Raw genomic sequence first — 23,739 nt, 5'->3', positions numbered from 1 at the left:
AGCGGTGACGCTTTTCCCGGAGGTTTCCGATGCCCGGCTATACCACTCGCCAGCAGCACCTGCGCTTGGGTGCGCATGACTATCGCATCCGCTCACTCAGCGATCGCCAGCAGTTCTCGGATCCGGATGGCCGCGCCGAAAGGCTTGGCATCTCGTCGGCCCAATGGTGCCTGTTCGGTCAGATCTGGCCCGCGGGCCGATTGCTGGCCAACGCGATGAGCGATTTCGACATCGAAGGCAAACGCATTCTCGAGATCGGCTGTGGACTTGGCCTGGCAAGCCTGGTGCTGCAAAGACGCGGCGCGGATGTCGTCGCCAGCGATATCCACCCATTGGCAGAGCCCTTCCTGGCGTACAACTCCGCCCTCAACGCATTGCCCTCCGTCCCGTACCGAAAACTGCGCTGGGCCGTGCCGTTGCCCACCCTGGGCCGGTTCGACCTGATCATCGGCAGCGACGTGCTTTACGAGCGCACCCACGCTGAACTGCTGGCGGCCCTGGTCGGGCGCCACGCCAATGAGCAGGCCGAGGTCCTGATCACCGACCCCGGCCGCGGCAACAGCGCACCATTCACCCGCGCCTTGGCGGTACAGGGCTTCGTGGTGACCGAGACCCGCGGACCGATGAACGACGACGACCTGCCGCCATTCCGTGGTCGCCTGCTGCATTACCACCGCGGCGCGGTACCCGCCTTCCACCCGATCCCCGCCTCTACCGTGAGCAGGCAATGAGTTTCCCGCTCCACACCGACGGTCAACCCGACGCCCACGATGACGACCACGTGGTCGACCCGACGGTCTCCTGCGAGCAGTGCGACGCCGTGTGCTGCCGATTGACGGTCGTGGTCATGCCCGAGGACAACGTGCCTCGCCACCTGGTTGAGCGCACCGAGCGTGGCCTGGAAGTCATGGCCCGCGACGAGGACGGCTGGTGCGTCGCGGTCGACCAGAACCGCATGTGCTGCAGCATCTATGAGCAACGTCCGGCCATCTGCCGCAAGTTCACCATGGGCAGTGGCTACTGCCGCAGCGAACGGAAGGCCTACGCGCACCGCTACGACCGCGAAATCCCGTTGACCGTCATCGACACGGTCTGATCCGGGAGCCGGTAGCGATGCTCAGTCCTTGACCAGCCCGCCGTCGACGACAAGGTTCTGACCGGTCACCGCACGCGACCACGGGGATGCGAAAAACAGAATTGTGCTGAACGCACCCGCCGGGCAACCCATGCACACGGCCTGCAAGTCGCCCGTCGTACGCTGGCGACGACGCGACCTGCGCGATCCCTACGATCCCATTCCATGGACCTGAAAAGTGGCTATCCGTTCTGGGCGATCAAGAACGGCTTGATGCACGCCTTCCCACAGCTGCAGCACGACCGGCGTTGCGATGTCGCGGTGGTAGGCGGCGGCATCACCGGCGCACTGATCGCCAACGAGTTGGCCAGTCACGGTCACGAGGTCGTGGTGGTGGAGCGCCGGGACGTTGGTTGGGGCAGTACTTCGGCCAGCACGGCGCTGCTGCAGTACGAGATCGACACTCTGCTGATCGATCTTGCCGGCCAATACGGCGAACACGATGCCGCCCTCGCCTACCGTGCGTGCGGCGAGGCGATCCCGATGCTGCAGGCGCTGGCAAGCGACCTGCGCGATGTCGGTTTCGCCCGCAACCGCAGTCTGTATTACGCCAGCGCGAAGGGCGACGTGCCGGTCATGCAGGAGGAACTGGGCCTGCGAAAAAAACACGGCTTCCAGGTCGACTGGCTCGATCGCGCGACCGTGCTGGACGAGTTCGGCATCCGCTCGCACGGCGCAATCCTCAGTCAACTCGCCGCACGTGTGGACCCATACCGTTTCGCCTACCGCTTGCTCGCTCGGCTGGAAAGGCGCGGAACTGGCGTCTTTGACCGTACCCAGGTCGACCGGCTGGAACCCACTTCGCGCGGCATCACCCTGCACACCAGCCACGGCATCAAGCTGCGCGCCGCCCATGTGGTGATGGCCGCCGGATACGAGAGCCAGCAGTGGCTGAAGCAACGCGTCGCCCGCAACCGCAGCACCTACGCATTCATCACCGACCCGCTGGATGCCCAGACCCTGGGCCGGTTTGCAGACACGATGGCCTGGGAGTCCGCACGCCCGTACCTGTACATGCGTGGCACGGCCGATGGCCGCTTGCTGGTCGGCGGCGAGGACGACAATAGAGACATCCCCGCCCGCCGCGATACCCAGGTGGGCCGCAAGGCCGGCAAGTTGGTGAAGAAGATCCACGCCGCGATCCCGAGATTGCAGCCGATACCGTCGTTTGCCTGGGCAGGCACGTTCGCTGAAACCGCCGATGGCCTGCCGCTGTTTGGCCCGCACGCACAGTACGGTTCGCGGCTGCATTTCGCGATGGCTTACGGCGGCAACGGCATCACCTACAGCATGATCGGCGCCGGCCTGCTGCGCGCGTTGATCGAGCGGCGTAAACACCCGCTGGCGAGTCTGTTCTCCTTCCAGCGGCTGCAGCGTTGAAGATGCGGCGGAAACAGCCGGCGACTACTCGCGCTTCAGCAACGACTTGAGGTTGGCAAACGGATTACCGGTGGCGGCTGGCAGCTTTTCCTCGGCATCCAGCGCACTGCCGCCGGTGTAGTCCACGTAGCGCGAATGTTCGTTGTCGTGGCAATAGACGCACAGCAACTCCCAGTTGCTGCCGTCGGGCGGGTTGAAGTCGTGGTCGTGGTTGCGATGGTGCACCGTCAGTTCCGACAGGTTGGTGCGGGTGAACTCCCGCGCGCAGCGTCCGCAAATCCACGGGTACATCTTCAACGCCCGCTCGCGATAGCCCTTGCCGCGCTGTTCCGCGTCGCGGCGAGCCTGGGCAACGATGCGGTCGAGTGCCTCGCTGGAAGCGTTGGCTTTGTTGTTCGACATCGGGATCCACATAGGCAATCGGTGCCCGACTTTAGCGCAAAGACTGCCGTATCGTGCCAGCCATGACCACGCTGAAATACCTGACCGGCTACAACGAGAACGTGCTTTCGCAAGTGCGCGAGCTGATCGCCCGTGACCGTCTGGGCGGGTGGTTGCGTGACAAGTACGGCCAACTACACGACGTGCGCAACGACAAGGCGCTGTACGAGTACACCGTCGCCATGAAGGAGCGTTACCTGCGCAAGACCGAACCGCTCAACAAAGTCATGTACGACAACAAATTGCAGGTAGTACGACACGCGCTGGGCACCCACACCACGGTGTCACGGGTGCAGGGGAGCAAACTCAAAGCCAGCCGTGAGATCCGCATCGCGACGGTGTTCCGCGACGCGCCCGCGGAGTTCCTCAAGATGATCGTGGTGCACGAGCTGGCGCACCTGAAAGAGCGCGACCACAACAAGCCCTTCTACCAGCTGTGCACCCACATGGCGCCGGACTACCACCAGCTCGAATTCGACCTGCGCTTGTACCTGACCCACCTCGATTGCGTGCGAGTCAAGCCACCGCCGGCCCGCAACGCCGGATAGTTGCCTCGTCGGTCACTCGGCCTTTCCAATCGGCGTATCCGCCCCTTTCCGGTCTTCATGCGCCAACCACCGCCGCAGTGCGTGGCGGAACGCGAGTTCCTCGGACTCAAACCGATCCTCCTCCTCACGCAGTGCACGGATCAGCGAGAAGCACACCAGTAGCAGGATGACGGCAAACGGGACGGCGGTGATCACCGCCATCGATTGCAGGCCTTGCAGCCCCCCGGCAACCACCAGTACCGCCGCTACCGCCGCCATCAACACGCCCCAGGCGAGTTTTTTCCACATCGGGGGCTCTTGCATGCCGCCGGAGGTCATCATTGCCAGCACCAGTGTCGCCGAATCGGCCGAGGTGACGAAGAAAGTGAGCAACAGTACGGTCGTCAACAGGGCCAGGAAGCCGGCACCGGGAAGAAAATCGAGCACCTGGAACAGCACCTGCTCAGGCGCCTGCTGCAAAGCTCCCACAAGGTCCACACCATCAAACATCTGCAAGTGCAACGCGGTGCCCCCCAGTGCGGAAAACCACACAAAGCTCACCAGTGTCGGTACAGCAAGTACGCCGACGACAAACTGGCGCACGGTGCGTCCGCGCGATACCGCGGCGATGAACGACCCCACGAACGGCGCCCAGCTGATCCACCAGGCCCAGTAGAAGATCGTCCAGTCCGCCACCCAGGTGCCTTCAGTGAACGGCGTCATGTGCAAGCTCATGGCAGGTAGCTGGTTGAGGTAACCACCCAGCGTGTTGGTGAAATCCTCGAACAGGAATCCGGTGGGCCCGAAACACAGGAACGCCAGCAACACCGTCCCGGCCAACACCATGTTGAGATTGGAAAGCCACTTGATCCCGCGATGCAGCCCTGTCGTCGACGACAGCAAGTAGAGCACCATTGCCGCGCCGATGATGCTCAACTGGGTGGCGGCAGTGCGCGGCACACCGAAGACGTGGTGGAGGCCTGCACCGATCTGCAGCGCGCCGAAACCCAACGACGTGGCAACACCAACAGCGGTTGCGATGACGGCCAGAATGTCCACGACATAACCCAGGGTTCCGTCCACCAGCCGACCGAAGATGGGCCTCAACAGCTCACTGATCAGCCCGCGGGCATTGCGATTGAACTTGAACCACGCCATGGCTAGGCCGAGCACCGCGTAGATCGCCCACGGGTGCAGGCCCCAGTGGAAGAACGAGTACTGCAGTGCAGCCCTCGCCGCCTGGTTGCTCATCGGCTCCAGGCCGGCGGGTGGCATTGCCAGATGTGAAATGGGTTCGGCCGCACCCCAGAACACCAGCCCGATGCCCATGCCCGCCGAGAACAGCATCGCGAACCACGTCGTCAGGGAAAAATCCGGCGTCGCATCCTCGCCGCCGATACGCAGCCGTGCGAACCGGCTGCAAGCGAGGTAGATCAGGAAGGTGACCAGGAAGAACACGACCAGCAGATAGAGCCAGCCGGCGCCGCCGACGGTGACATCCAGCGCTTGTTGGGTCAGCACTTCCAGCTGATCGGGTGCCAGCGCACCCACCAGCACCAGCAGGCCCAACAGTACTAGCGAAATCCAGAAAACCATGATGGAGGATCCTTTTGATCAACGTAGCTGACTGTCTTTGCTGCCGCGCCGGTTGTATCCGGCGCCAGACTGCTCCTGATCCAGCGCTTGCTGGCACGTTATGCACAGACGCACGCCCGGAACCGCCATCCGCCGCGCCTCGGGGATGACGCAATCGCATTCCTCGCAATGGATCAAGCCCGGCCCCGTTGCCAGCTTGCTGCGCGCCCGCTTGACGGCATCTTCGACGGTCGCGTCGATCTGATCCTGCACGGCGCCATCGCCAGCCCATCCGGTTGCCATGGGAGCCTCCAAACCGTGGTGCACGAAAGTAGCGGCGATCATATCGCGCTCCGGTGGAGGTCTGCGTGACCCCGCAGCAAGGTAAGGCAAGACCGTCGAGTGCTCCCACATGGGTTCGACGCGGAAACGCCGGGCAACGCCGATGCCGGCATGGCGTCATCCATCCACAGGTATGATTCACCGAAACCGAGGCTCGGGGGGGCGACGTCTTGAATGGTTTATCTATCACGCACGCACAGCCGCGACACCGCATTCGCCACGGCTACCGCGCGGGGCATATAGGCGCCCGATGACGAACCACGCAACGCCCCGACGGGCATTGCTGGCCCGGCGCATATACCCCTTCCGGATACTGGGCATGGGGCTGGGCGGGCTGGCTGCGGCGGCTGTGCTCCACCAACTGAATGCGTCGCCGGGTGCTTGGGCATTCGTGGCATTCAGCTCGCTGCTGTGGCCGCACCTGGCCTACCGGATGGCCGTGTCCAGCGCCGACCCCCACCGCGCCGAGACGCGCAACCTGCTGATCGATTCCGCCATCGCCGGGACACTGGCACCGCTGATGCACTTCAACCTGCTACCCAGCGTGCTGATCATCACCCTTGCCACGGTCGATAAAATCAGCACCGGGATCCCGGGCCTGTGGATCCGCTCGATGCCCGGATTGCTGCTGGCGCTGGCGGCCACCACCGCACTCACTGGCGCCGCGTTTGCGCCGACCACCACCATGAGCGTGCTTGTCGCCTGCTTGCCGGTGTTGTTGATCCACACCATCGCGGTCAGTTGGGGCAGCAACAAACTGATCCGCAAGATCAGCCAACAAAACGCCGTCCTGGACCAGATACGGCGCATCGACACACTCACTGGCCTGTCACGGCGCGGCGATTGGGAGGAGCAGGCGGAACGGTTGCTGTCCAGCCACCCGGCAACCGACGGGCACGCCTGCATTCTGTTGATCGACATCGACCACTTCAAGCAAGTCAACGACCTGCACGGCCATGGTGCCGGCGACGAGGTCCTACGCCAGGTGTCAGGCCAGTTGCGCCAGACGCTACGTCCCCACGACCGCGTTGGCCGAATCGGAGGCGACGAGTTCGCGGTATTGTTGCCCAATACCTCAGAGCACGAAGCTAGGCAGGTTGCCGAGCGCTTTCGCGTCGCCGTTGAAGCCTTGCAACTGCACGACTACCCCGACCTGCGGCCGACCATCAGCATCGGTCTGGCCCCCTTCCCCATCGTGGATGCAGACCTGCGTGCCTGGCTCAACTCCGCTGACAACGCGCTGTATCGAGCCAAGAACCAGGGCCGCAACTGCGTAAGTAACTGAATACGGCCGACCATGTCGGCGGTTTGAGGAAGCGGGTAACCGACCCCATATCGCCAATTCAGCATCCGCCTGGACAACGCCCCCTTGCCTCCATCCATACCTCCCTCCTCCGACACCAGCGCCAGCGATCTGACCAGCAGCTTCCTCGGTGTGTTCCGTTTCAGCGGGCGCGCCCTGGAGCTGGTCTGGAGTACCAGTCGCCTGCTGACCGTGGCGCTGGGCCTGCTGACCCTGGTCGCCGGCCTGCTGCCTGCCGCCGTGGCCTATGTCGGCGCGCTGATCATCGATGCTGTGGTCGCCGCCAGCGGCGCGGTATCTGCCGGGGAGCCGTTGGTACTGGAGCCGGTGTTCGTGCTGATCGCCGTGGAAGCCGCCCTGGTGATGGCCCTGACCGGGACCCAGCGAGGCTTGTCGTTGGCGCAGTCGTTGTTGCGTGCGCAACTGGGCCAACGGGTCAACGTGATGATCCTGGAGAAGGCGCTGACCCTGCAGCTGGCGCATTTCGAGGACTCGGAGTTCTACGACAAGCTGACCCGTGCCCGTCGCGAAGCCTCGTCGCGGCCGCTGTCACTGGTGACCCGAACCTTCGGACTGGTCCAGAACGCCATCTCGCTGGTCAGCTATGGCGTCCTGCTCGCAGCCTTTTCGCCATGGGCGGTATTGGTGCTGCTGCTGGCAGGCCTTCCGGCGTTCCTGGCCGAGACGCGGTTCTCCGGTGACGCCTTCAGGCTGTTCCGCTGGCGCTCGCCGGAAACCCGGATGCAGATGTACCTGGAGACCGTGCTTGCGCGGGAGGACCATGCCAAGGAGGTCAAGCTTTACGGCCTCGGCCCGTTGCTGCTGGATCGCTATCGCAGCATCTTCCGCACCCTCTACAGTGCCGACCGGGATCTCGCCATCCGCCGCGACGGCTGGGGGTTCGTGCTGGGCCTGATCGGCACCGCGACGCTGTACGCCGCATACGGCTGGATCGCGATGACCACGATTGTCGGGCGCATCACTTTGGGCCAGATGACGATGTACCTGATGCTGTTCCGCCAGGGTCAGGCGGCGGTGTCGGCAAGCCTGTCGGCCATCGGCGGCATGTACGAGGACAACCTGTACCTGTCGACGCTGTACGAGTACCTGGAGACTCCGGTTCCGACCACCCAGGGCGCCGCCCAGGAAGGGCCAGAACCGACCGACGGCATCCGCTTCGAGAACGTCGGCTTCACCTACCCCGGCTCCGACACGCCGGCGCTGCAGGACATCAACCTGCACATCCGTCCCGGCGAGTCGCTGGCGCTGGTTGGCCAGAACGGATCGGGCAAGACCACCCTGATCAAGCTGCTCACCCGGCTGTACTCGCCCGACACCGGGCGCATCCTGCTCGACGGGCGCGACCTGCAGGAGTGGGACGAGACCACGTTGCTGCAACGCGTCGGCGTGATCTTCCAGGACTTCGCGCGCTACCAGATGCGCGTCGGCGAGAACGTCGGCGCCGGCGACGTCGAGCACTTCGAGAACCGCGAGCGCTGGCAGGAAGCCGCCGACATGGGCATGGCCACGCCTTTCATCGAGACGTTGCCGGCCGGCTTCGATACCCAACTCGGCAAGTGGTTCCGCGAGGGCCGCGAGCTGTCCGGCGGGCAATGGCAGAAGATCGCCCTGGCCCGCGCCTTCATGCGCTCGCGCGCCGACATCCTGGTGCTGGACGAGCCCACCTCGGCGATGGACGCGGCTGCCGAGGCGACCATCTTCGAGCACTTCCGCAAGCTGACGAAAAACCGCATCGCGATCCTGATCTCGCACCGCTTCTCGACCGTGCGCATGGCCGACCAGATCATCGTCATCCAGGACGGCCGCATCATCGAGCGTGGCAACCACGAGCAGTTGATCGCCGCCGACGGCCACTACGCCCACCTGTTTTCGCTGCAGGCGCAGGGCTACCGTTAAAACCCCATCACCCACTCCCCGCCGGCCGCCACCCGGGGTAGGATGGATCCGATGCCCAAAACGGCGCGTTCGAGGGGGTCGAATGGAATCACTGTCCAGGCGAAGTCACGGAAGCGCGACGATGGCGACGCGGGTGGCCATGCTCGCCCTGTCCACGTGCCTGCTCGCGGGAGTGACGGCCGCCGCCTCCACCGACACGCACGACCGCGCGCCCATCCCCGCGCAGCCCTCGGCACCGACCGTCATCGTCGGTGGTGACCAGGACTACCCGCCGTTCCAGTTCCTCGACGACCAAGGCGATGCACATGGGTTCGACGTCGAATTGATCCGTGCAGCGCTCGAACCTCAGGGGCTGACGGTCCGCGTCGAGCTGGGCGAGTGGGACATCGCACTGGAGCGTCTCGATCGCGGCGAAGTCGACGTGGTGCCGATGTTCACATCGCCGGAGCGCGCCAAACGCTTTCTGTTCACCAAGCCGTACATGCTGCGCTACCACGTCGTGTTCGGCCATCGCGATTCTCCGCTCATCCTGTCGCTGCAGGAGCTGTCCGGACACCGCGTCGCTGTACAGCACGCCAGTCTTGCCCTGGAAGCCCTGAGTGCACTCCCGCTCACTGATGTGGAGATCATCCAGGTCGATGTCGAAGCTGACGCCCTGGCCGCGGTGAAACGAGGCGAAGCCGACTACGCCCTTGTGCCCACCGGGATCGGGCTGTACGCCACCGCACACGGCGGCATGACCGACATCATCGCGCTCGGCCCACCCCTGCTCGAGCGCAGATACGTCTTCGCGGTCCGACCCGGCCGGGCAGAGCTGGTGCCCATCATCGACGCCGGGCTGGACCGGGTCCGCGCAAGTGGCGAGCGGGAACGACTGTACGAAGCCGCGACCCTGGGTCGACACGTCACCGAAAACGCCGACAAGTCGTGGGTGCTCGCGGTGCTGGTGCTGTCCGGCCTATGCTTGGTGTTACTCATTCCCGCACTGTCCTGGTGGCGATCATCGGGTGGTGTCATGCCCTGGCCTGGCCAGACCAATGGACGCCGCGACCTGGTGGCGTGGCTCGGACGCCGCATCCGCCGCCGGCCGGGTGCGAGCTTTGCATTGGCGGAAATCCGGCTGCTGGGCCTGGATCTGATCGAGAATATCGCGGGGGAAGCCGCGAGTCAGCGCATCTGGCGCAGCAGCGAGTCGCGGCTGCGGGAGGTATCGGGTGTCGAGCATGTCTCCGTGCTGGGATTCGGCAACTTCGGGGTGGTCGTCGACGGCGTTTCCGACCAGGCGGCCGTCACCCGGATGATTGACCGGCTGACCGCGTGCCTGGCCGCACGGCTCGAGGTTGGTGACCTGCCGGTGGAGTTGCGCACCCGGATCGGTACCGCCTTGTATCCCACCGATGCCACCGACGCTACCGGTTTGACCCGAGCCGCCCGGATCGCCTGTGAAGCCGCGGGGAAGCAGATCACGGTCGGCACCTATTATCACGCGGGACTGGAGCCCGATCCTCGCCAGCTGACGCTGCTGTCAGAGCTTCGCGAAGCCATCGCCGACGGGCAGTTGGGGTATGCGCTACAACCAAAACTCGACCTCGACAATCACCGCTGGATCGGCGTCGAACTGCTGGTCCGCTGGCATCACCCACGGCATGGTCCGCTGGCACCGGACGACTTCATACCGCTGGCCGAACATGCCGGCATGACCGGCGAGCTGACCCTGTACATGGTGGGCTGTGCGCTCAAGCACTGTCGCCAATGGCGCGAGCAAGGCCATCCGCTCACGATCGCCGTCAATGTGTCCGCCAACGACCTGGCCGACCCGGCACTGGTCTCGTCAGTCATTGCCGCCACCGGGGACCTCGGCTCGCAGTTGTTGTTGGAGCTCACGGAAACCGACGTCATGCGGGATCCGGACAAGGTTGTCGACGCAATTGCCCGGCTGCGCCCATACGACATCCGCATCTCGATCGATGATTTCGGCACCGGCCACTCCTCGCTCACCAACCTGCGTTTGCTGGACGCCGACGAACTGAAGATCGACCGCACCTTCGTGACGCGATTGCTGCAGTCGCCTTCCGACCAGGCGATCGTGCATGCGACGATCCATCTCGCCCACGATCTCGGCGTGCAGGTCACCGCTGAAGGGGTGGAAGACGAGGCGACGCTGGCCTGGCTGGCCGACGCCGGTTGTGACCGCGCGCAGGGCTTCGCAATAGCCCATCCGATGAGTCCGGAAGCCTTCGCCGTGATGCTGGAACGAGGCGGCACCGGCCGGCTACCGGTGCCGCACTGATCGACGGCCCGACTGCGCCCGCTGTACCGGTCAGTTGGGCGTCTGGTTGGCGACCGCCGACATCCGGTTGTCGACCCCGGTGACGCCCTGCATCGATTCCAGCGCCGCCGTCAGCGCGTCGATCTCGGCCGCCGAGGCGCGCCCACGCAGCACGACGTGGCCCTCGTTCACCTCGATATTGACCTCACCGGGTTGCGCGAGCAGGCGCCCGAGCCGGGTGCTGATGCGACCGTGCAGTTGGCCATCCTCCACCGGCGCATTGGACAGTCCGGCCCGTGCCCGCGCCACTACGCCGTGCGCACGATCGATCACGCGTTTGGTCTTGCCTCGCGCGAAATGTTCTGCGTCATGGCCGACCGACACCCCACGATCGCGCGCCAAGGCACGCCGCCGCCGTCCTGTCGCCGGGTCCAGGAAGTACATGAGGGCCGCCCCGGCACCCAATGCGGCGGCAAGTCTGGCTAAGGTATTCATGAATGGCACTCCGTTGAAAACAGGTGCTGCCATGCTGGCATCGCGACCGCGAAGCGAGCGCGAAGGCGTCGCCGGATCCCCCGATTCCCCGCCAGAATCCGACGGCTACGTAGCGGGCGTCACCCCGTCGTCCCGCAGCGTGCGATCAAACAGCGCGACCGTGCGGCGCCACGCCTCACGCGCGGCGTCTTCGTCGTAACGCGGCGTGGTGTCGTTGTTGAAACCATGCCCGGTGCCGGCGGGCTGGTACAGGGTGTAGTCCACGTCGGCTTCCTTGAGCGCGGCCTCGTAGCCTGGCCAGGTGGCGTTGACGCGCTCGTCGGCGGCGGCGAGTACCACCAGCAGCTCGGCGTTGATCGCCTCCACGTCCTCCAGCGGCGGTGCGCTGCCATAGAACGGCACAGCGGCGGCGAGACCCGGCAAGCGCGTGGCGAGGAAGTTGGCCATGCCACCGCCGTAGCAGAAGCCGACCACGCCCATCCTGCCGTTACCGCCCTCGACCTTGCCAAGCATGTCGGCGGCGGCGAGGAAATCCTGATGGGTCTTGCGCTGGTCAAGCTTGCCAAACAGCGCACGGGCCGCGTCCTCATCGCCCGGATAGCCGCCCAGCGGGAACAGCGCGTCGGGCGCGAAGGCGATGAAGCCTTCCAGCGCCATCCGCCGCGCGATGTCCTCGATGTGCGGATTGAGGCCACGGTTCTCGTGCACCACCAGCACCAGCGGCAGCGGACCACTCGCGTCGACGGGCTTCACCAGATAACCGCGACCAGTACCGTAGCCCTCCGGAGAATCGAACTCGATGTACTCCGCCGACAGCCGCGGGTCTTCCGGCTTCACCTGCTGCGCCTGCGCGAACTGCGGGCTCAGCGCCGCCAGCAGCCCGGTCGCGGTCGCTGCCCCGACCGCAAGCCGCGCCGCCCCAGTGAGGAAGCCGCGGCGATCGATCACCCCGTGGACGTACTTGTCGAACAGTCGCAGCACCTCGGGATCGAAGTCGCTGGCCTTTGAGCGGGGTCGGTTTGACATGGGGTTCTCCGGGACTGGCGTATGCCGCAGTCCGAGCATATCGGGCCAATTGTTATCGAATGGAAAAGCCGGCCACCCTCCCCCACGTGTAGTGGATGTCCATGCCCGGCAAGGCGGTGTATTACGGCTCCGCCTAATACACCCTACATCCGGTCAACGGTCGGTCATAGGGTGCATTAACAATGCACCGCTTTTCCGCACCCGCAAAGGTCTGCATCAAGCACCCACAACCCCTGCCGCCGATGCCAGTCCTCCAGCGACTCCTCCGGGAACCCCAGGATCTTGGTCACCATCGCCGGACTCACGCCCAGGCGCGTTGCGAGATCCGAACGCGATAGTCAGCCTCGCTCAAGCAGCTTCGCCAGGGTCAGCGCGAACCCGGGCCGCCCGGAGAATGCTGGCGAGTCCGACGCCCCATGCTTTCCGCGTTATCCCGGGCACATTCCTGTGGAGCGCGCCGATGAAAACAACGGCCTCGATCCTGGCTGTCCTGCTGCTGGCGTGCACGCCGCCGGCACACGCGCAGCACTACACCGGCCCGGTGATCGACGTGCACTTGCATGTCGGCGCGGCCGCGCCCGGCGCGCCGAACCCGGCCACCGGCCAGCCGACCACGGCCAACACCGATGCCGAGCGCGAGCGGCTGACACTGGAGCAACTGCGGCAGCACAACGTGGTGCTGGGCCTGGTTAGCGGGCCCGATGGCGCGATGAAAAGCATGCGCGACGCCGGCGGCGAGCGGATCTGGGCGGGTGCGTTCCTCGACGATGGCGGCCACCCGCTGCCACCGCCCGAGGTGCTGCGCGCTGCATTCGCCTCCGGTGAACTGAAGGTGCTCGGCGAAATCGGCGCGCAGTACCACGGGCTGGACCCGAGCGACGAATGGTTCGAACCCTACCTGGCACTGGCCGAGGAGTTCGATATCCCGGTCGGCATCCACACCGGCCTCGCCCCGCCCGGCGCCGCCTACGGGTGCTGCCCGGACTTCAGCATCGGCCTCGGCAACCCCGCGATCCTGGAGCCGATGCTCAAGCGCCACCCGAAGCTGCGCGTGTGGCTGATGCACGCCGGCTGGCCGTACCTGCAGGAGACCAAGGCGATCCTCTACATGTACCCGCAGGTCTACGCCGATGTCGCGGTGATCGACTGGATCATCCCGCGCGCCGAGTTCCACCAGTACCTGCAGGCGCTGGTCACTGCGGGCTTTGGCGACCGGCTGATGTTTGGCTCCGACCAGATGGTCTGGCCCGAAGCGATCGGCCAAGCCTTCGAGGGCGTCGACAGCGCTCCGTTCCTGGATGCGGCGCAGAAGCGCGCGATCTTCCACGACAACGCCGCACGTTTCCTGCGGTTGGAGCGGTAACCAGCCTTCGGGGGGGCCTCGATGTATCCGGCGCCTGCCCCGACACGCTCACCTTTGCACAGCTTGGCGGGCCGGTGCGCCGATTGCGCCGGCCGGGCGTCTTGTCACGTGCGTGAAGCATCGCAGTGGCCGAATCATCACATTCCTCGGCCCGCCACGGGCGGCGGCACCAGACACGGGTAATTTGATGAAACTGATTGGAAATATTTCCTCCGCCCGACCGCTCCAGGCGGCGCTGGCCATTGCCTTGCTGGGCGCCACGCTCGCATCGCAGGCTCAGGCTCAGGCTGAACAGTACCGGCAGGGCGAGTGCGGCACCTTCACCATCGCCGCCATCCCCGACACCCAGAACTACATGGACTTCAGCCACCAGAAGTCCCACGGGTTCCCCATCGATGCCGCCGAACTGTACTTCGAGCAGATGCGCTACATCGCCGATAACGCCCGGAGCAACGGCGGCGACATCGTGTTCGCCACCCACCTGGGCGACATCTGGCAGAACCGCGTCGAGCGTATCGACCCGGGGCACGCCGCGCGTGGCTTCAAGGCCCTGCCCGACTCGGTGACTGGCGGCAAGCCGGGCCTCTACCCCGAGGAAGTGCCGAACCACGAGATCCCGACGGCGGTCAAGGGATTCGAGATCATCGCCAACGCCCTACCGTTCTCGGTGGTTCCGGGCAACCACGACTACGATGCCGTCTGGACCGACCCGGCCCATCCGCCGCAGGCCGAGTCCGACCCCATGGCACCGGAGATCCGCCACTTCGGCGGACTGACCGGCTTCCTGTCGGCCTTCTCCGAGCAGTCGAACTTCTTCCGGGACCAGCCCTGGTACATAGCCTCGAATGACGGTGGCGCCGACAGTGCCCAGGTGTTTACCGCAGGCGAGTGCAAGTTCCTGCACCTCGGCCTGCAGTACGACGCCCCGGATTCCTCGCTGGCATGGGCGCGACGCGTGATCAATCAGAACCCCGGCCTGCCGACCATCGTCACCACCCACAAGTACACGGGGCGCGACGGCAGGCATGCGGTCGGCGGGACGCTGGACATGAGCCTGATCGACCGGCAGGACAACAACCCGCAGATGGTCTGGGACGAGTTCATCAGCCAGCACGACCAGATCTTCCTGGTGCTCAGCGGCCACATCGGCGGCCAAGGTCACGGCATCGACTACAACGACAATGGCCACGAAGTGCACCAGATGCTGTCCGATTACCAGCCGCGGGCACACGTGGCAAAGACGAGGGACCCGGAAAACCGGTATCCGGACAACACCCAGACAGGCGACGGCTGGCTGCGCCTGCTGACCTTCAACCTCGACAGCCCGCAACCCAGCGTCCACGTGCGGACCTATTCCACGCACTACGGAAAGTTCAGCTCGGAAATCCCCGAATACGCCGCTTGGTACAAGGCCGGTGAGAGGCAAGCCGACACCCCGGATGCCGAGTTCATGGAGCGCGACGACTTCGTGGTCGAGCTGACCGGTTTCCACGAACGATTCGATAACGCACGCCCGTAATGCCTTAGGCCGCGCGCCCGGCACGCGAAATTTCGCGTCTTCCCCACTGCCCGACCGACCGTGGCGGTCGCAGCTTGCCTGCGACCGCCACGGTCAGAACATGGATTTGCCAAAAATGTCCCCCGTCACCGCATCGACCCTTCATCGCAACCAGCGCGGCCTGCCGCAACACCGCGTCCTGGCGCTGGCCCTGTCCGCAGCCATTACCGCCGTGGCGTTCCCGGCCTTCGCCCAGGACATGCACACCGCCGCCCTCGCCGCTGATGAGGCGGCACCCGAGGCCAACATCGAGATCACTCTGGATGTCGCCAACCTGGATGCGGTGGTCGTCTCCGGCTCGCGGCTGCAGGCCAGGTCGGAGATCGAGGCCAGGCGTGAAGCACCCGCGATCGTGGACACGCTGTCCAGCGACGAGATCGGCGCCATGCCCGACCTCACCATCGCCGAGTCCCTGCGACGCATCACCGGCGTGACCACGGTCTACAACGACGACATCGGCCAGTTCGCGTCGATTCGCGGCTCCCACCCCGACTTCGTCCCGGTCACCATCAACGGCCTTACGATCGCGACCACCGGCGACCACGGCGAAGGCACCCGCAAGGTCAACCTGCAGGTGATCCCGTCCAGTGCCGTGCATCAGCTGCAGGCCTACAAGTCGCTGTCCCCCGAGCTCGACGCCGGTGCGGTCGCCGGCCTGATCAACATCGTGCCAACCAGCGCGTTCGACATGGGGCAGCCGTTGTTCAGCTTCAACCTGGGCACCAGCTACTCGACCTACATGGACGTACCCGACGACAACAGCTTCGGCCGTGATTCCAAGGACTCTCCGTGGGGCCGCTCGGGCCAGTTCTCGTGGGCGCCTACCTTCGCCAACGACACCATCGGCCTGATGGTGACCGGCATCTACGAGCAGCGCCCCCGCACCCAGTCCAACGCCGCGATCCCCAACCGCCTCTACTACAACGATGACGGCACCCTGACCACTCCGGAATCGGAGGGCTGGAATGGCTTCGCAGCCCCCGACGGGTTCGTCGCGCACAACTACACCAACATGTTCACCAAGCACGGCGGCACCGCGAAGCTGGACTTCCGTCCGAATGAACGCTTCCAGGCGTCCCTGTTCGGTTACGCGTACTTCTCCGACGAGCAGGAGACCCGCAACACCAACCGCGTCTACAGCCTGAACGAGCACCGTGACCTGACCGAGCACACCGGCACCGCCAACGTCCGCGCGATGGATTCCCAGTGGCGCTCCAACGATTTCAACCGTGACCAGATGGGCATCCAGGGTCATGCCGCGTGGGACTTCCAGGACAAGGGGAACCTCAGCGTGGACCTGAGCCGGACCCGCGCCTGGTACAGCTCGGACCGCCCGTTCGTGGCCTTCCTCTACAACCCGAACACGCGAATCAACTACGACCTGTCCAACCCGGGCCAGATCTTCATTCCGGACGATGGAAATGCGTTCATCGACCCGGCCAACTTCAGCAATGGCAACACCTACCAGGACCGGCGCGAGGCGTGGTCCTACGTCTCCCAGGCCAAGGTCGACTACGGCTTGAACAACGCGGCCTCGGACCGTGGCTGGGGCTTCTCCACCGGCCTCGACTACCGGGTCATGGACATGGAGCGTGACAACACCGCCACCTACTATGAGAAGGGGCAGGTGACGATGGACGGGTTGTCCTACTTCCCGGGTTTCAACACGCCCGGCTACAGCTGGCCGGCGATGTGGCTGGAGAAGCCGGAGGCGTTCTGGAACGACGTCATCCCGGGCATCGCGATCGACGAGGACAAGTCCCTGCAGAGCTCGCTGATCAACGACTACAAGTACCGCGAAAAGATCCTGGCCGCCTACGTGAACGGCGTCTACGCCACCGACAACCTGCGTATCAGCGGTGGCCTGCGCATGGACCGTTCGGACTTCGACGCGGAAATGGCGAAGACGGTCGGCGGCGTGGTCCAGCCCGACAAGGCCCGTGCCTTGGGCGACGACACCAAGGTCCTCCCCTACCTCAACGCGATCTGGTCGCTGTCACCCGACTTCCGGATCAAGGCCTCGGCGTCAAAGACACTGGGCCGGCCCAACCCCGAGATGATCGCGACGGTCGAGAACCTCAACTACGACGACCTCACCATCTCGCGCGGCAACCCGCTGATCAAGCCACGGCAGTCGACCAACCTCGACCTGGGCATGGAGTACTACTTCAACGACGGCCTGGGCATGTTGACGCTGACCGGGTTCTACAAGGGCGTCAAGGACGACATCCTCGACGTCTCCTCGCAGGAAGTCATCGATGGCGATACCTGGACGGTCTCCGCACCGGTCAACGGTGATGACACCACGTACAAAGGCCTGGAGCTCGGCGTCGTCAACAGCAGCTTCGTGCAGATGCATCCCGCCCTGTCCCCACTGGGCGCCTCGTTCAACCTGATGTTGGTCGATGGCAAGTCATCCTACATCTACAACGGAACCCCGCACGAGCTTGACCAACTGCAATACCAGTCCGAGATCGCCGGCAACGCCGCAGTTTTCTGGACCTTCGACCGCGGGTCGGAGCTGCGCCTGTCCGTCAACCACCAGGGCGAGTACCTCGAGTCGTTTGCCGCCAACCCCTGGCAGAACATCTGGATCGAACCGTTCACCACCTTCGACCTGAGCGCCAAGTGGGTGGTCAACCCGAACCTGCAGCTTCGCCTTGAAGGACGCAACATCTTCGGCGAGGAGCGCGGACGCGCAACCGGCCCGCACAACGACCTGTTCCGTACGAACCTCGAGGTTGGCAGCACCTGGTTCGCGAGCATGAACTACCGGTTCTGACAGCACTGACAAGCGACCGTTAACGCAGCGAATAGTCTTCCGGGCAGGTCCCTGCGAACAAGCCCTTCATGCCATGGCAACGACCATGGCGGTCTGCGCAGGCGTACTGCGCGCCGACCACATGCGAGGACACCCCATGGCCAAGACATCCGGCAGCAGCAGGAAGGTTGTCATCGCCGCCCTGTTCGGCAATGGCGCGGTTGCCGTCACCAAGTTCATTGCCGCATCGGTCACGGGCAGCTCCGCGATGCTGAGCGAGGGCGTGCATTCACTGGTCGATACCTGCAACGAACTGCTGCTGTTGTACGGCCTCAAACGCGCCGCAAAACCGGCCGATGAGAGCCATCCGTATGGCTACGGGCGCGAACTGTATTTCTGGAGTTTCATCGTGGCACTGCTGGTGTTTGCGCTCGGGGGCAGCGTGTCGATCTACCAGGGCATCAGCCACCTGCAGCACCCCGAGCCGATCGTCCGGCCGCTGATCAACTATCTGGTATTCGGGGCCTCGCTGGTGTTCGAGGGCTACACGTGGTCGGTGGCGGTGAAGGAGTTCCGCGCCACCAAGGGCGACCAGGGATGGTTCCAGGCGTTCAAGTCCAGCAAGGACGCCAGCACCTTGACCGTACTGCTGGAGGACAGCGCCGCCCTGATCGGGCTGATGTTCGGCCTGGTGGGCATCACGCTGGCGCTGGTGCTGGACGACCCGGCATTCGACGGCTACGCCTCCATCGGCATCGGCCTGTTGCTGGTCGCCACCGCAACGTTGCTGGCGCGCGAGACCAAAGCGTTGTTGCTGGGCGAGTCGGCACATCCGAAGCTGCGCGAGGCAATCATGCGCATCGCCAATGAAGACCCTGCAGTGCGTTGCGCCAATGGCGTGTTGAGCACGCAGATGGGGCCCAAGAGCGTCGTCGCCGCACTCAGCGTGGAGTTCGAGGACACCCTCGCCACACCGGAGATCGAGAGCTGCATCGATCGGCTGGAGGCCACCGTGCGCACCGAGCATCCGGAGGTCGTGGCGCTGTTCGTGAAGCCACAGACACCGCAAGCATGGCAAGCGCATTACGACGCGTTGGCGGCACCGCCGTCGTAGGCGGGGTTTCAGCCGCGCCAACCACAACCTGCGGTTATGACTCACACCCGTTTTTCTATTGGCGGACTTTGGCGGCTTGTGCCTAAGCTCGGGCCGTGTCATGGACGGAAGAACCCCGTGCCCGACCACTATGTGCCGCTGTCGGGGCGCAGGTTCGCGCGCTGCTTGAACCGGTTCCATGGCCGACTGTTGGGGGGCATCCGTTGCACGGTCAAGATGATGTGACTGCTTTTGGCCGTGGTGGTTTCATGACACGTAACGCTGGGAGCACTTTGCATGAATGATCGCCTGGGTCGGAATATTCCCACTTTGTTGGCCGCGTCGGTGCTGCTTGCGCTGGCCGGTATGGCAACCGCGCAAGATCTGGAAAACGCGGACCAGACAACCACCGCCCAGGACACCAAGTCCGAAGCTGCGGCAACCGCCAAAGCCTTGGACATGGCCACGGTCATCGTGACAGGGACGCGTATCAGCGATCGCACGCAGGCCGAGTCGCTGGTACCGATCGACGTGATTCCCAGCGACGTCTTGACCCAGTCCGGCGCCATCGACCTGGGCAGCGCACTCGACCTCGTTGTTCCGTCGCTGAATTTCCCGCTCGCGTCCATGTCCGATACGTTCGCTTTCACGCGGCCCTTCCAGATGCGCGGCCTCAACAGCGACCAGGTGTTGGTACTGGTGGACGGCAAACGCTGGCACTCCAGTGCGCTGATGTTGACGCTCGGCCAGGTCGGCCAGGGCTCCCAAGGCGTGAACATCAGCACGATCCCCATAGGTGCCATCGACCACATCGAGGTGCTGCGTGATGGCGCCTCGGCACAGTACGGCTCGGATGCCCTTGCGGGCGTCATCAACATCATTTTGAAGAAGGGGCCGGACGGCGGCCAAGTGCAAGCCAGCTACGGCAAGTACTCGGCTGGCGACGGTGACCGATCCCGGATCCAGGCCGACATCGGGTTTGCACTTGGTGCGGATGGATGGCTGCGGCTTTCTGCGGAGGTGGGCGATCAGCAGCCCACCAACCGTGCGGGACTGGATAACAGGCCAGGCTTTACCGAACTGGGAAAGAAGTTCCAGGTAGGCATCCCGAAATCCGAGAGCTACAACACCTTCCTCAACTGGGGATATGATTTCACGCCGAGTGTGAGTCTGTATGGCTCCGGGCATTACGGCATGCTCATGGCCGAGCCCATGGCGTTTTACCGTTATGGCGCCAATGCACCGATACCGAAAGATGACCTGATGCAGTATATCTTCCCGGATGGCGATGGCTTTCAACCGGTGGAACACGGCGAGTCGAGGGACAAGAGCTTCGTCACGGGGCTGCGTGGTTATACCGATAGCGGCTGGAGCTGGGATGTCAGTGCCAACTGGGGCGCCAACCGCGTGTCATACGGCACTTTCAATACAGTCAACTTCGCCTACTGGAACGATTTTGGCTATAGCCCCACGGATATTCACGACGGAACCCTGACTTCATCACAGTCCTCGTTTGATGTCGCCATTGCCAAGCCGCTGGGGGACAATTGGGATCTTGGCTTTGGTGTGCAGTACCTGCACCAGAGATACCAGATCGTAGAGGGTGACCTTGCCTCGTGGTACGTGGGCAATTCCGGGGTCACCGGCGCTGCCCAGGGTTTTGCCGGCTGGGGGCCACAGGACGCGAGCGACAATTCGAGAAACTCCATTGCCGAGTACGTGCAGTTGGAAGGGAATATTACGGAGCGGTTGAGTACTTCCCTTGCGGTGCGCCATGAGGATTACTCGGATTTCGGGACCAACGTGTCCTACGCGTTGTCCGGACGCTATGACTTTGACAACGGATTCGCCCTGCGCGGGACGGTTTCCACCGGGTTCCGCGCCCCGGGCTTGGGACAACAGCATGGCTCGGCAACCACCTCCGTGTCCTATCCAGAAGGCAACTCGCTGGGCCTGCCCGAGGGAATCTACCTGCGTGGACTGGTACCGGTTAATAACGAATTGGCCGTGCTGCTTGGCAGTGAGCCTCTGAAGGCGGAAACCTCGAAGAGCTTCACCATTGGTGCGGTTTGGAACCCGATCCCTGCACTCACCACAACGGTGGATCTGTACCAGATAGACCTCGATGACCGCATCCTGATGTCGAGTTCGATGTCGCTTGTGGCCGATTCGGTCCAGGACTACCTGGCGGACAACGGTGTTTCCGACCCGCAGTTTGTTGCCCTTGCCTACTTCACCAACGCTGCGCAAATGCGCATCCGGGGTATCGGCATGGTCACCAATTACTTCACGGAACTTGCCAACGGCGGGGAATTCGAGACAACCGTCAACTGGTCGTACCACAAGAACGAGGTGACCGGCGTTCGTCCGAACCCTGCGGTACTTGAGGCGCTGGGCGATGTCGGTTTCAACCGCATCACCCGCAGCCAGACAAAGGGATTACTCGCCGACCAGATGCCCCGCTCCAAGTTCATCTGGACCAATACATACAAGAAGGACCACTGGGGAATCACCGGCACCGTCCTGCGCTACGGAGGCGTAACCGAATACAGCTCTACCGACGCTTCCAACGACGACATATACCCGGCCAAATGGATTATCAACACTGCCGTTGATTATTATCGTGATCGTTGGACATTCACCCTGGGCGCCGACAACATACTCGATACCTATCCACAAAAGGCGCCCGCAGGCAGCGATTTCCACGGCATATTCCCATACCCGAGCAGCTCACCGTTCGGTTCCCAGGGTGCCTTTGTCTACGGGAAGGTCAGTTACCGCTGGTAACCGGTAGCCCTACCAAAAAGCATCATCCTTCCGCTTGCCTAGCTCCCGAAGGCAATACTCCGCGATCTCCCGGATCAAGGCTTCGGGCAGCGGCTGGCCGTAGGGAACCTTGAGGAAGTTTTTCGTGGTCTGGTGCACTTTCAGCTGCCTGCGGAAGTGCACCATCGCCGCCGCTGTCGGCGCGAAGCTGAGGTGCGCCTTGTGCGCGGAGAACGCGAACACGAACCGGGGCTCCACGAAGAACGGGGTGCCCCACTTGATCGTCTCCTCGGCCTCTGGCGCGGCACTCTTGAGGATCGTGTACAGCCGGTGCAGGTGCGGCTGGCCTTCGGGCGGCGCGGCCTTGATGTATTCGGCGATCGTGGTCGGACGCTTGCTGGTCATGTGTCACGCACCCTTGTTTTTGTCGTCCCAAAGCATCGGCTGCCAAAGTTCAACCTTGTTTCCGTCGGGATCCATGATCCATGCGAACTTGCCGTTCTCGTGCGACTGCGGACCGTCGATGACCGCGATGCCGGCGGCCTGCAGTTGAGCAAGCAGTTCGTCGAGGTCGTCGACCCGGTAATTGATCATGAAGGCGGAATCACTCGGGCTGAACCATTTGCTGTCCTTGTCCGCCAGGTTCCACACGGTCAGGCCACCGTCCTCGGCCTTGTCGTCGGGCCATTTGAGTACCGCGCCGCCCCAGGTTTCCAGCGGCAAGCCCAAGTGCTTCTGGTACCACGCGGCCAAAGCGGTGCTGTCGCCCCTGCACTTGAGGAAGACCCCGCCGATTCCGGTAACTTTTGCCATCGTATTCTCCTGATCGCGCTCTGGCGGCTTAGCCCTTTCAGGCGTTTCCGTTACGCATCGGCGCCATTGATCTTGTGGAACTTGCGCTCATTGATGATCCACATGAGAACGCCAAACAGCGCGCCCCCGATGGACCAGACAATCGCAGAAATCCAAACGAAGTTGACGCTGAGTTTGTCCCGATGCACGACGAACGTCATGACGATGAACATGATCAGTCCATAGGCCAGTACGCCGTTCACCAGCACGAACCGCAACATTCCCTTTTGTCGGGTTTCCTTCCACTTCTCGAGCTGTTCCGGTTTCATGCATCCGCCCTCAACTTTCGAACCGGACCGGCACCGGCCCGCGCTGCGTCGAGCGCACAACCACGGTGCCCGCCATTTTGTCGTGCCAGCCCTGTTTGCGCGGGTCGAACGCCACCCAGAAGAGGCCCAGGCCCAGGGGAATCGACGAGACAAAGTACCCGAGGTACCGGATGACCGCCTGGCCCGTGGTCAGGGTCGCACCGGTCTTGGCGTCCACCACCCGCGCGGACACCGCCATCTTGCCGGGGGTGGCCTGCTTGTAGAGCCAGAACAGGATGACCGCCACCGCCGGCAGCACCCAGGAGATCAAGAAGTCCGCCGGGCCTGCGATGAAGGGCGCATCCGGGTCGGTGAGGTAGCCGGTGCCATAGATTGCGAACAGAGCCGGCCAAGTGAGAAGCAGGAGGATGATGGTGTCGAGCAGTGAAGCGCCGACCCGGGGCCAGAACCCCACGTATTCAAGGCTGTTGTCCGTCATTGGATTCCCCAAAAAACACTGCAAAAAAGTGCGCCGACGAGGCCCACGCCTCCGGTCATCAATCCGGTCATTTCCATCCCCTGTGTTAACCCGAAAGTCCCCGTAGGAAGTAGACCACGTATCAACGCGGGATCAGAGTTTTCTGACCAGCGCGTGGGGCCTCAGCAGCGAATGTGACCGACGCTCATT

At 63.9% G+C, this 23,739-nt stretch carries 21 protein-coding genes; 12 read left to right on the top strand and 9 right to left on the bottom strand.

The features are described from left to right. The first annotated feature begins 29 nt into the window (after positions 1-29). The 3 genes from ACW5DN_RS03035 to ACW5DN_RS03025 all read left to right on the top strand — a co-directional run bounded on the left by ACW5DN_RS03035 (position 30) and on the right by ACW5DN_RS03025 (position 2,515). Complete coding sequence (locus ACW5DN_RS03035) at positions 30-731, top strand: class I SAM-dependent methyltransferase (protein WP_456961281.1); 702 nt, start codon at positions 30-32, stop codon at positions 729-731. Next, positions 728-1,096: a YkgJ family cysteine cluster protein gene (locus tag ACW5DN_RS03030; RefSeq protein ID WP_456961280.1), complete on the top strand. Its 369-nt coding sequence runs from the start codon at positions 728-730 to the stop codon at positions 1,094-1,096. The genes ACW5DN_RS03035 and ACW5DN_RS03030 overlap by 4 nt, the downstream gene beginning before the upstream one ends. 204 nt (positions 1,097-1,300) lie before the next feature. After that, complete coding sequence (locus ACW5DN_RS03025; protein ID WP_456961279.1) at positions 1,301-2,515, top strand: NAD(P)/FAD-dependent oxidoreductase; 1,215 nt, start codon at positions 1,301-1,303, stop codon at positions 2,513-2,515. A gap of 24 nt (positions 2,516-2,539) precedes the next feature. Here ACW5DN_RS03025 and ACW5DN_RS03020 read toward each other — a convergent pair whose 3' ends face one another. Next, on the bottom strand, positions 2,540-2,917 hold the full coding sequence (locus tag ACW5DN_RS03020) for a YajD family HNH nuclease (protein ID WP_456961278.1): 378 nt from the start codon (positions 2,915-2,917) through the stop codon (positions 2,540-2,542). Between the two features lie 62 nt (positions 2,918-2,979). On the opposite strand from ACW5DN_RS03020, the gene ACW5DN_RS03015 reads away from it, so the two are divergent. Further along, positions 2,980-3,504: a YgjP-like metallopeptidase domain-containing protein gene (locus ACW5DN_RS03015; RefSeq protein ID WP_456961277.1), complete on the top strand. Its 525-nt coding sequence runs from the start codon at positions 2,980-2,982 to the stop codon at positions 3,502-3,504. Positions 3,505-3,516: 12 nt separating this feature from the next. Here the strand turns inward: ACW5DN_RS03015 and ACW5DN_RS03010 are convergent, their stop codons facing one another. Together ACW5DN_RS03010 and ACW5DN_RS03005 are read right to left on the bottom strand one after the other, a co-directional pair. Then, positions 3,517-5,079, bottom strand: coding sequence for a BCCT family transporter (locus ACW5DN_RS03010; RefSeq protein ID WP_456961276.1), 1,563 nt, complete (start codon positions 5,077-5,079; stop codon positions 3,517-3,519). Positions 5,080-5,097: 18 nt separating this feature from the next. Next, positions 5,098-5,361, bottom strand: coding sequence for a DksA/TraR family C4-type zinc finger protein (locus ACW5DN_RS03005; RefSeq protein WP_456961275.1), 264 nt, complete (start codon positions 5,359-5,361; stop codon positions 5,098-5,100). Between the two features lie 289 nt (positions 5,362-5,650). On the opposite strand from ACW5DN_RS03005, the gene ACW5DN_RS03000 reads away from it, so the two are divergent. From ACW5DN_RS03000 to ACW5DN_RS02990, 3 genes are all read left to right on the top strand, one after another. Then, positions 5,651-6,685, top strand: a complete 1,035-nt coding sequence (locus ACW5DN_RS03000) for a diguanylate cyclase (protein ID WP_456961274.1) — start codon at positions 5,651-5,653, stop codon at positions 6,683-6,685. Positions 6,686-6,769: 84 nt separating this feature from the next. Continuing rightward, positions 6,770-8,620: an ABC transporter ATP-binding protein gene (locus ACW5DN_RS02995; RefSeq protein WP_456961273.1), complete on the top strand. Its 1,851-nt coding sequence runs from the start codon at positions 6,770-6,772 to the stop codon at positions 8,618-8,620. A gap of 121 nt (positions 8,621-8,741) precedes the next feature. Further along, complete coding sequence (locus tag ACW5DN_RS02990; RefSeq protein WP_456961272.1) at positions 8,742-10,910, top strand: EAL domain-containing protein; 2,169 nt, start codon at positions 8,742-8,744, stop codon at positions 10,908-10,910. A 30-nt stretch (positions 10,911-10,940) separates the two neighbouring features. Here the strand turns inward: ACW5DN_RS02990 and ACW5DN_RS02985 are convergent, their stop codons facing one another. Continuing rightward, positions 10,941-11,384, bottom strand: coding sequence for a BON domain-containing protein (locus ACW5DN_RS02985; RefSeq protein ID WP_456961271.1), 444 nt, complete (start codon positions 11,382-11,384; stop codon positions 10,941-10,943). A gap of 105 nt (positions 11,385-11,489) precedes the next feature. Beyond that, positions 11,490-12,410, bottom strand: a complete 921-nt coding sequence (locus tag ACW5DN_RS02980) for a dienelactone hydrolase family protein (protein ID WP_456961270.1) — start codon at positions 12,408-12,410, stop codon at positions 11,490-11,492. Between the two features lie 460 nt (positions 12,411-12,870). On the opposite strand from ACW5DN_RS02980, the gene ACW5DN_RS02975 reads away from it, so the two are divergent. The 5 genes from ACW5DN_RS02975 (at position 12,871) to ACW5DN_RS02955 (ending at position 21,972) form a co-directional block, all read left to right on the top strand. Beyond that, positions 12,871-13,773, top strand: a complete 903-nt coding sequence (locus ACW5DN_RS02975) for an amidohydrolase family protein (protein WP_456961269.1) — start codon at positions 12,871-12,873, stop codon at positions 13,771-13,773. A gap of 187 nt (positions 13,774-13,960) precedes the next feature. Next, on the top strand, positions 13,961-15,292 hold the full coding sequence (locus tag ACW5DN_RS02970; protein WP_456961268.1) for a hypothetical protein: 1,332 nt from the start codon (positions 13,961-13,963) through the stop codon (positions 15,290-15,292). Between the two features lie 115 nt (positions 15,293-15,407). Continuing rightward, a complete protein-coding gene (locus ACW5DN_RS02965) occupies positions 15,408-18,113 on the top strand; it encodes a TonB-dependent receptor (RefSeq protein WP_456961267.1) in 2,706 nt (901 codons plus the stop codon). 121 nt (positions 18,114-18,234) lie between these two features. Then, entirely contained in the window at positions 18,235-19,206 is a 972-nt protein-coding gene (locus ACW5DN_RS02960; RefSeq protein ID WP_456962940.1) for a cation diffusion facilitator family transporter, read from the top strand. Positions 19,207-19,482: 276 nt separating this feature from the next. Further along, positions 19,483-21,972, top strand: coding sequence for a TonB-dependent receptor plug domain-containing protein (locus ACW5DN_RS02955; RefSeq protein WP_456961266.1), 2,490 nt, complete (start codon positions 19,483-19,485; stop codon positions 21,970-21,972). 9 nt (positions 21,973-21,981) lie between these two features. Here the strand turns inward: ACW5DN_RS02955 and ACW5DN_RS02950 are convergent, their stop codons facing one another. Genes ACW5DN_RS02950 through ACW5DN_RS02935 form a run of 4 tightly spaced genes read right to left on the bottom strand, consistent with a single transcriptional unit; the run spans position 21,982 to position 23,550 of the window. After that, on the bottom strand, positions 21,982-22,356 hold the full coding sequence (locus ACW5DN_RS02950; RefSeq protein ID WP_456961265.1) for an iron chaperone: 375 nt from the start codon (positions 22,354-22,356) through the stop codon (positions 21,982-21,984). A 3-nt stretch (positions 22,357-22,359) separates the two neighbouring features. Beyond that, complete coding sequence (locus tag ACW5DN_RS02945) at positions 22,360-22,764, bottom strand: VOC family protein (protein WP_456961264.1); 405 nt, start codon at positions 22,762-22,764, stop codon at positions 22,360-22,362. Between the two features lie 50 nt (positions 22,765-22,814). Beyond that, positions 22,815-23,072: a hypothetical protein gene (locus tag ACW5DN_RS02940; RefSeq protein ID WP_456961263.1), complete on the bottom strand. Its 258-nt coding sequence runs from the start codon at positions 23,070-23,072 to the stop codon at positions 22,815-22,817. A 10-nt stretch (positions 23,073-23,082) separates the two neighbouring features. Beyond that, positions 23,083-23,550: an RDD family protein gene (locus ACW5DN_RS02935; protein WP_456961262.1), complete on the bottom strand. Its 468-nt coding sequence runs from the start codon at positions 23,548-23,550 to the stop codon at positions 23,083-23,085. Positions 23,551-23,739 lie beyond the last annotated feature (189 nt).

This window comes from Lysobacter sp. A289, from assembly GCF_054072675.1.
Note: the sequence above shows the minus strand (reverse complement) of the source record. Positions and strands in the feature narration are given on the sequence as shown.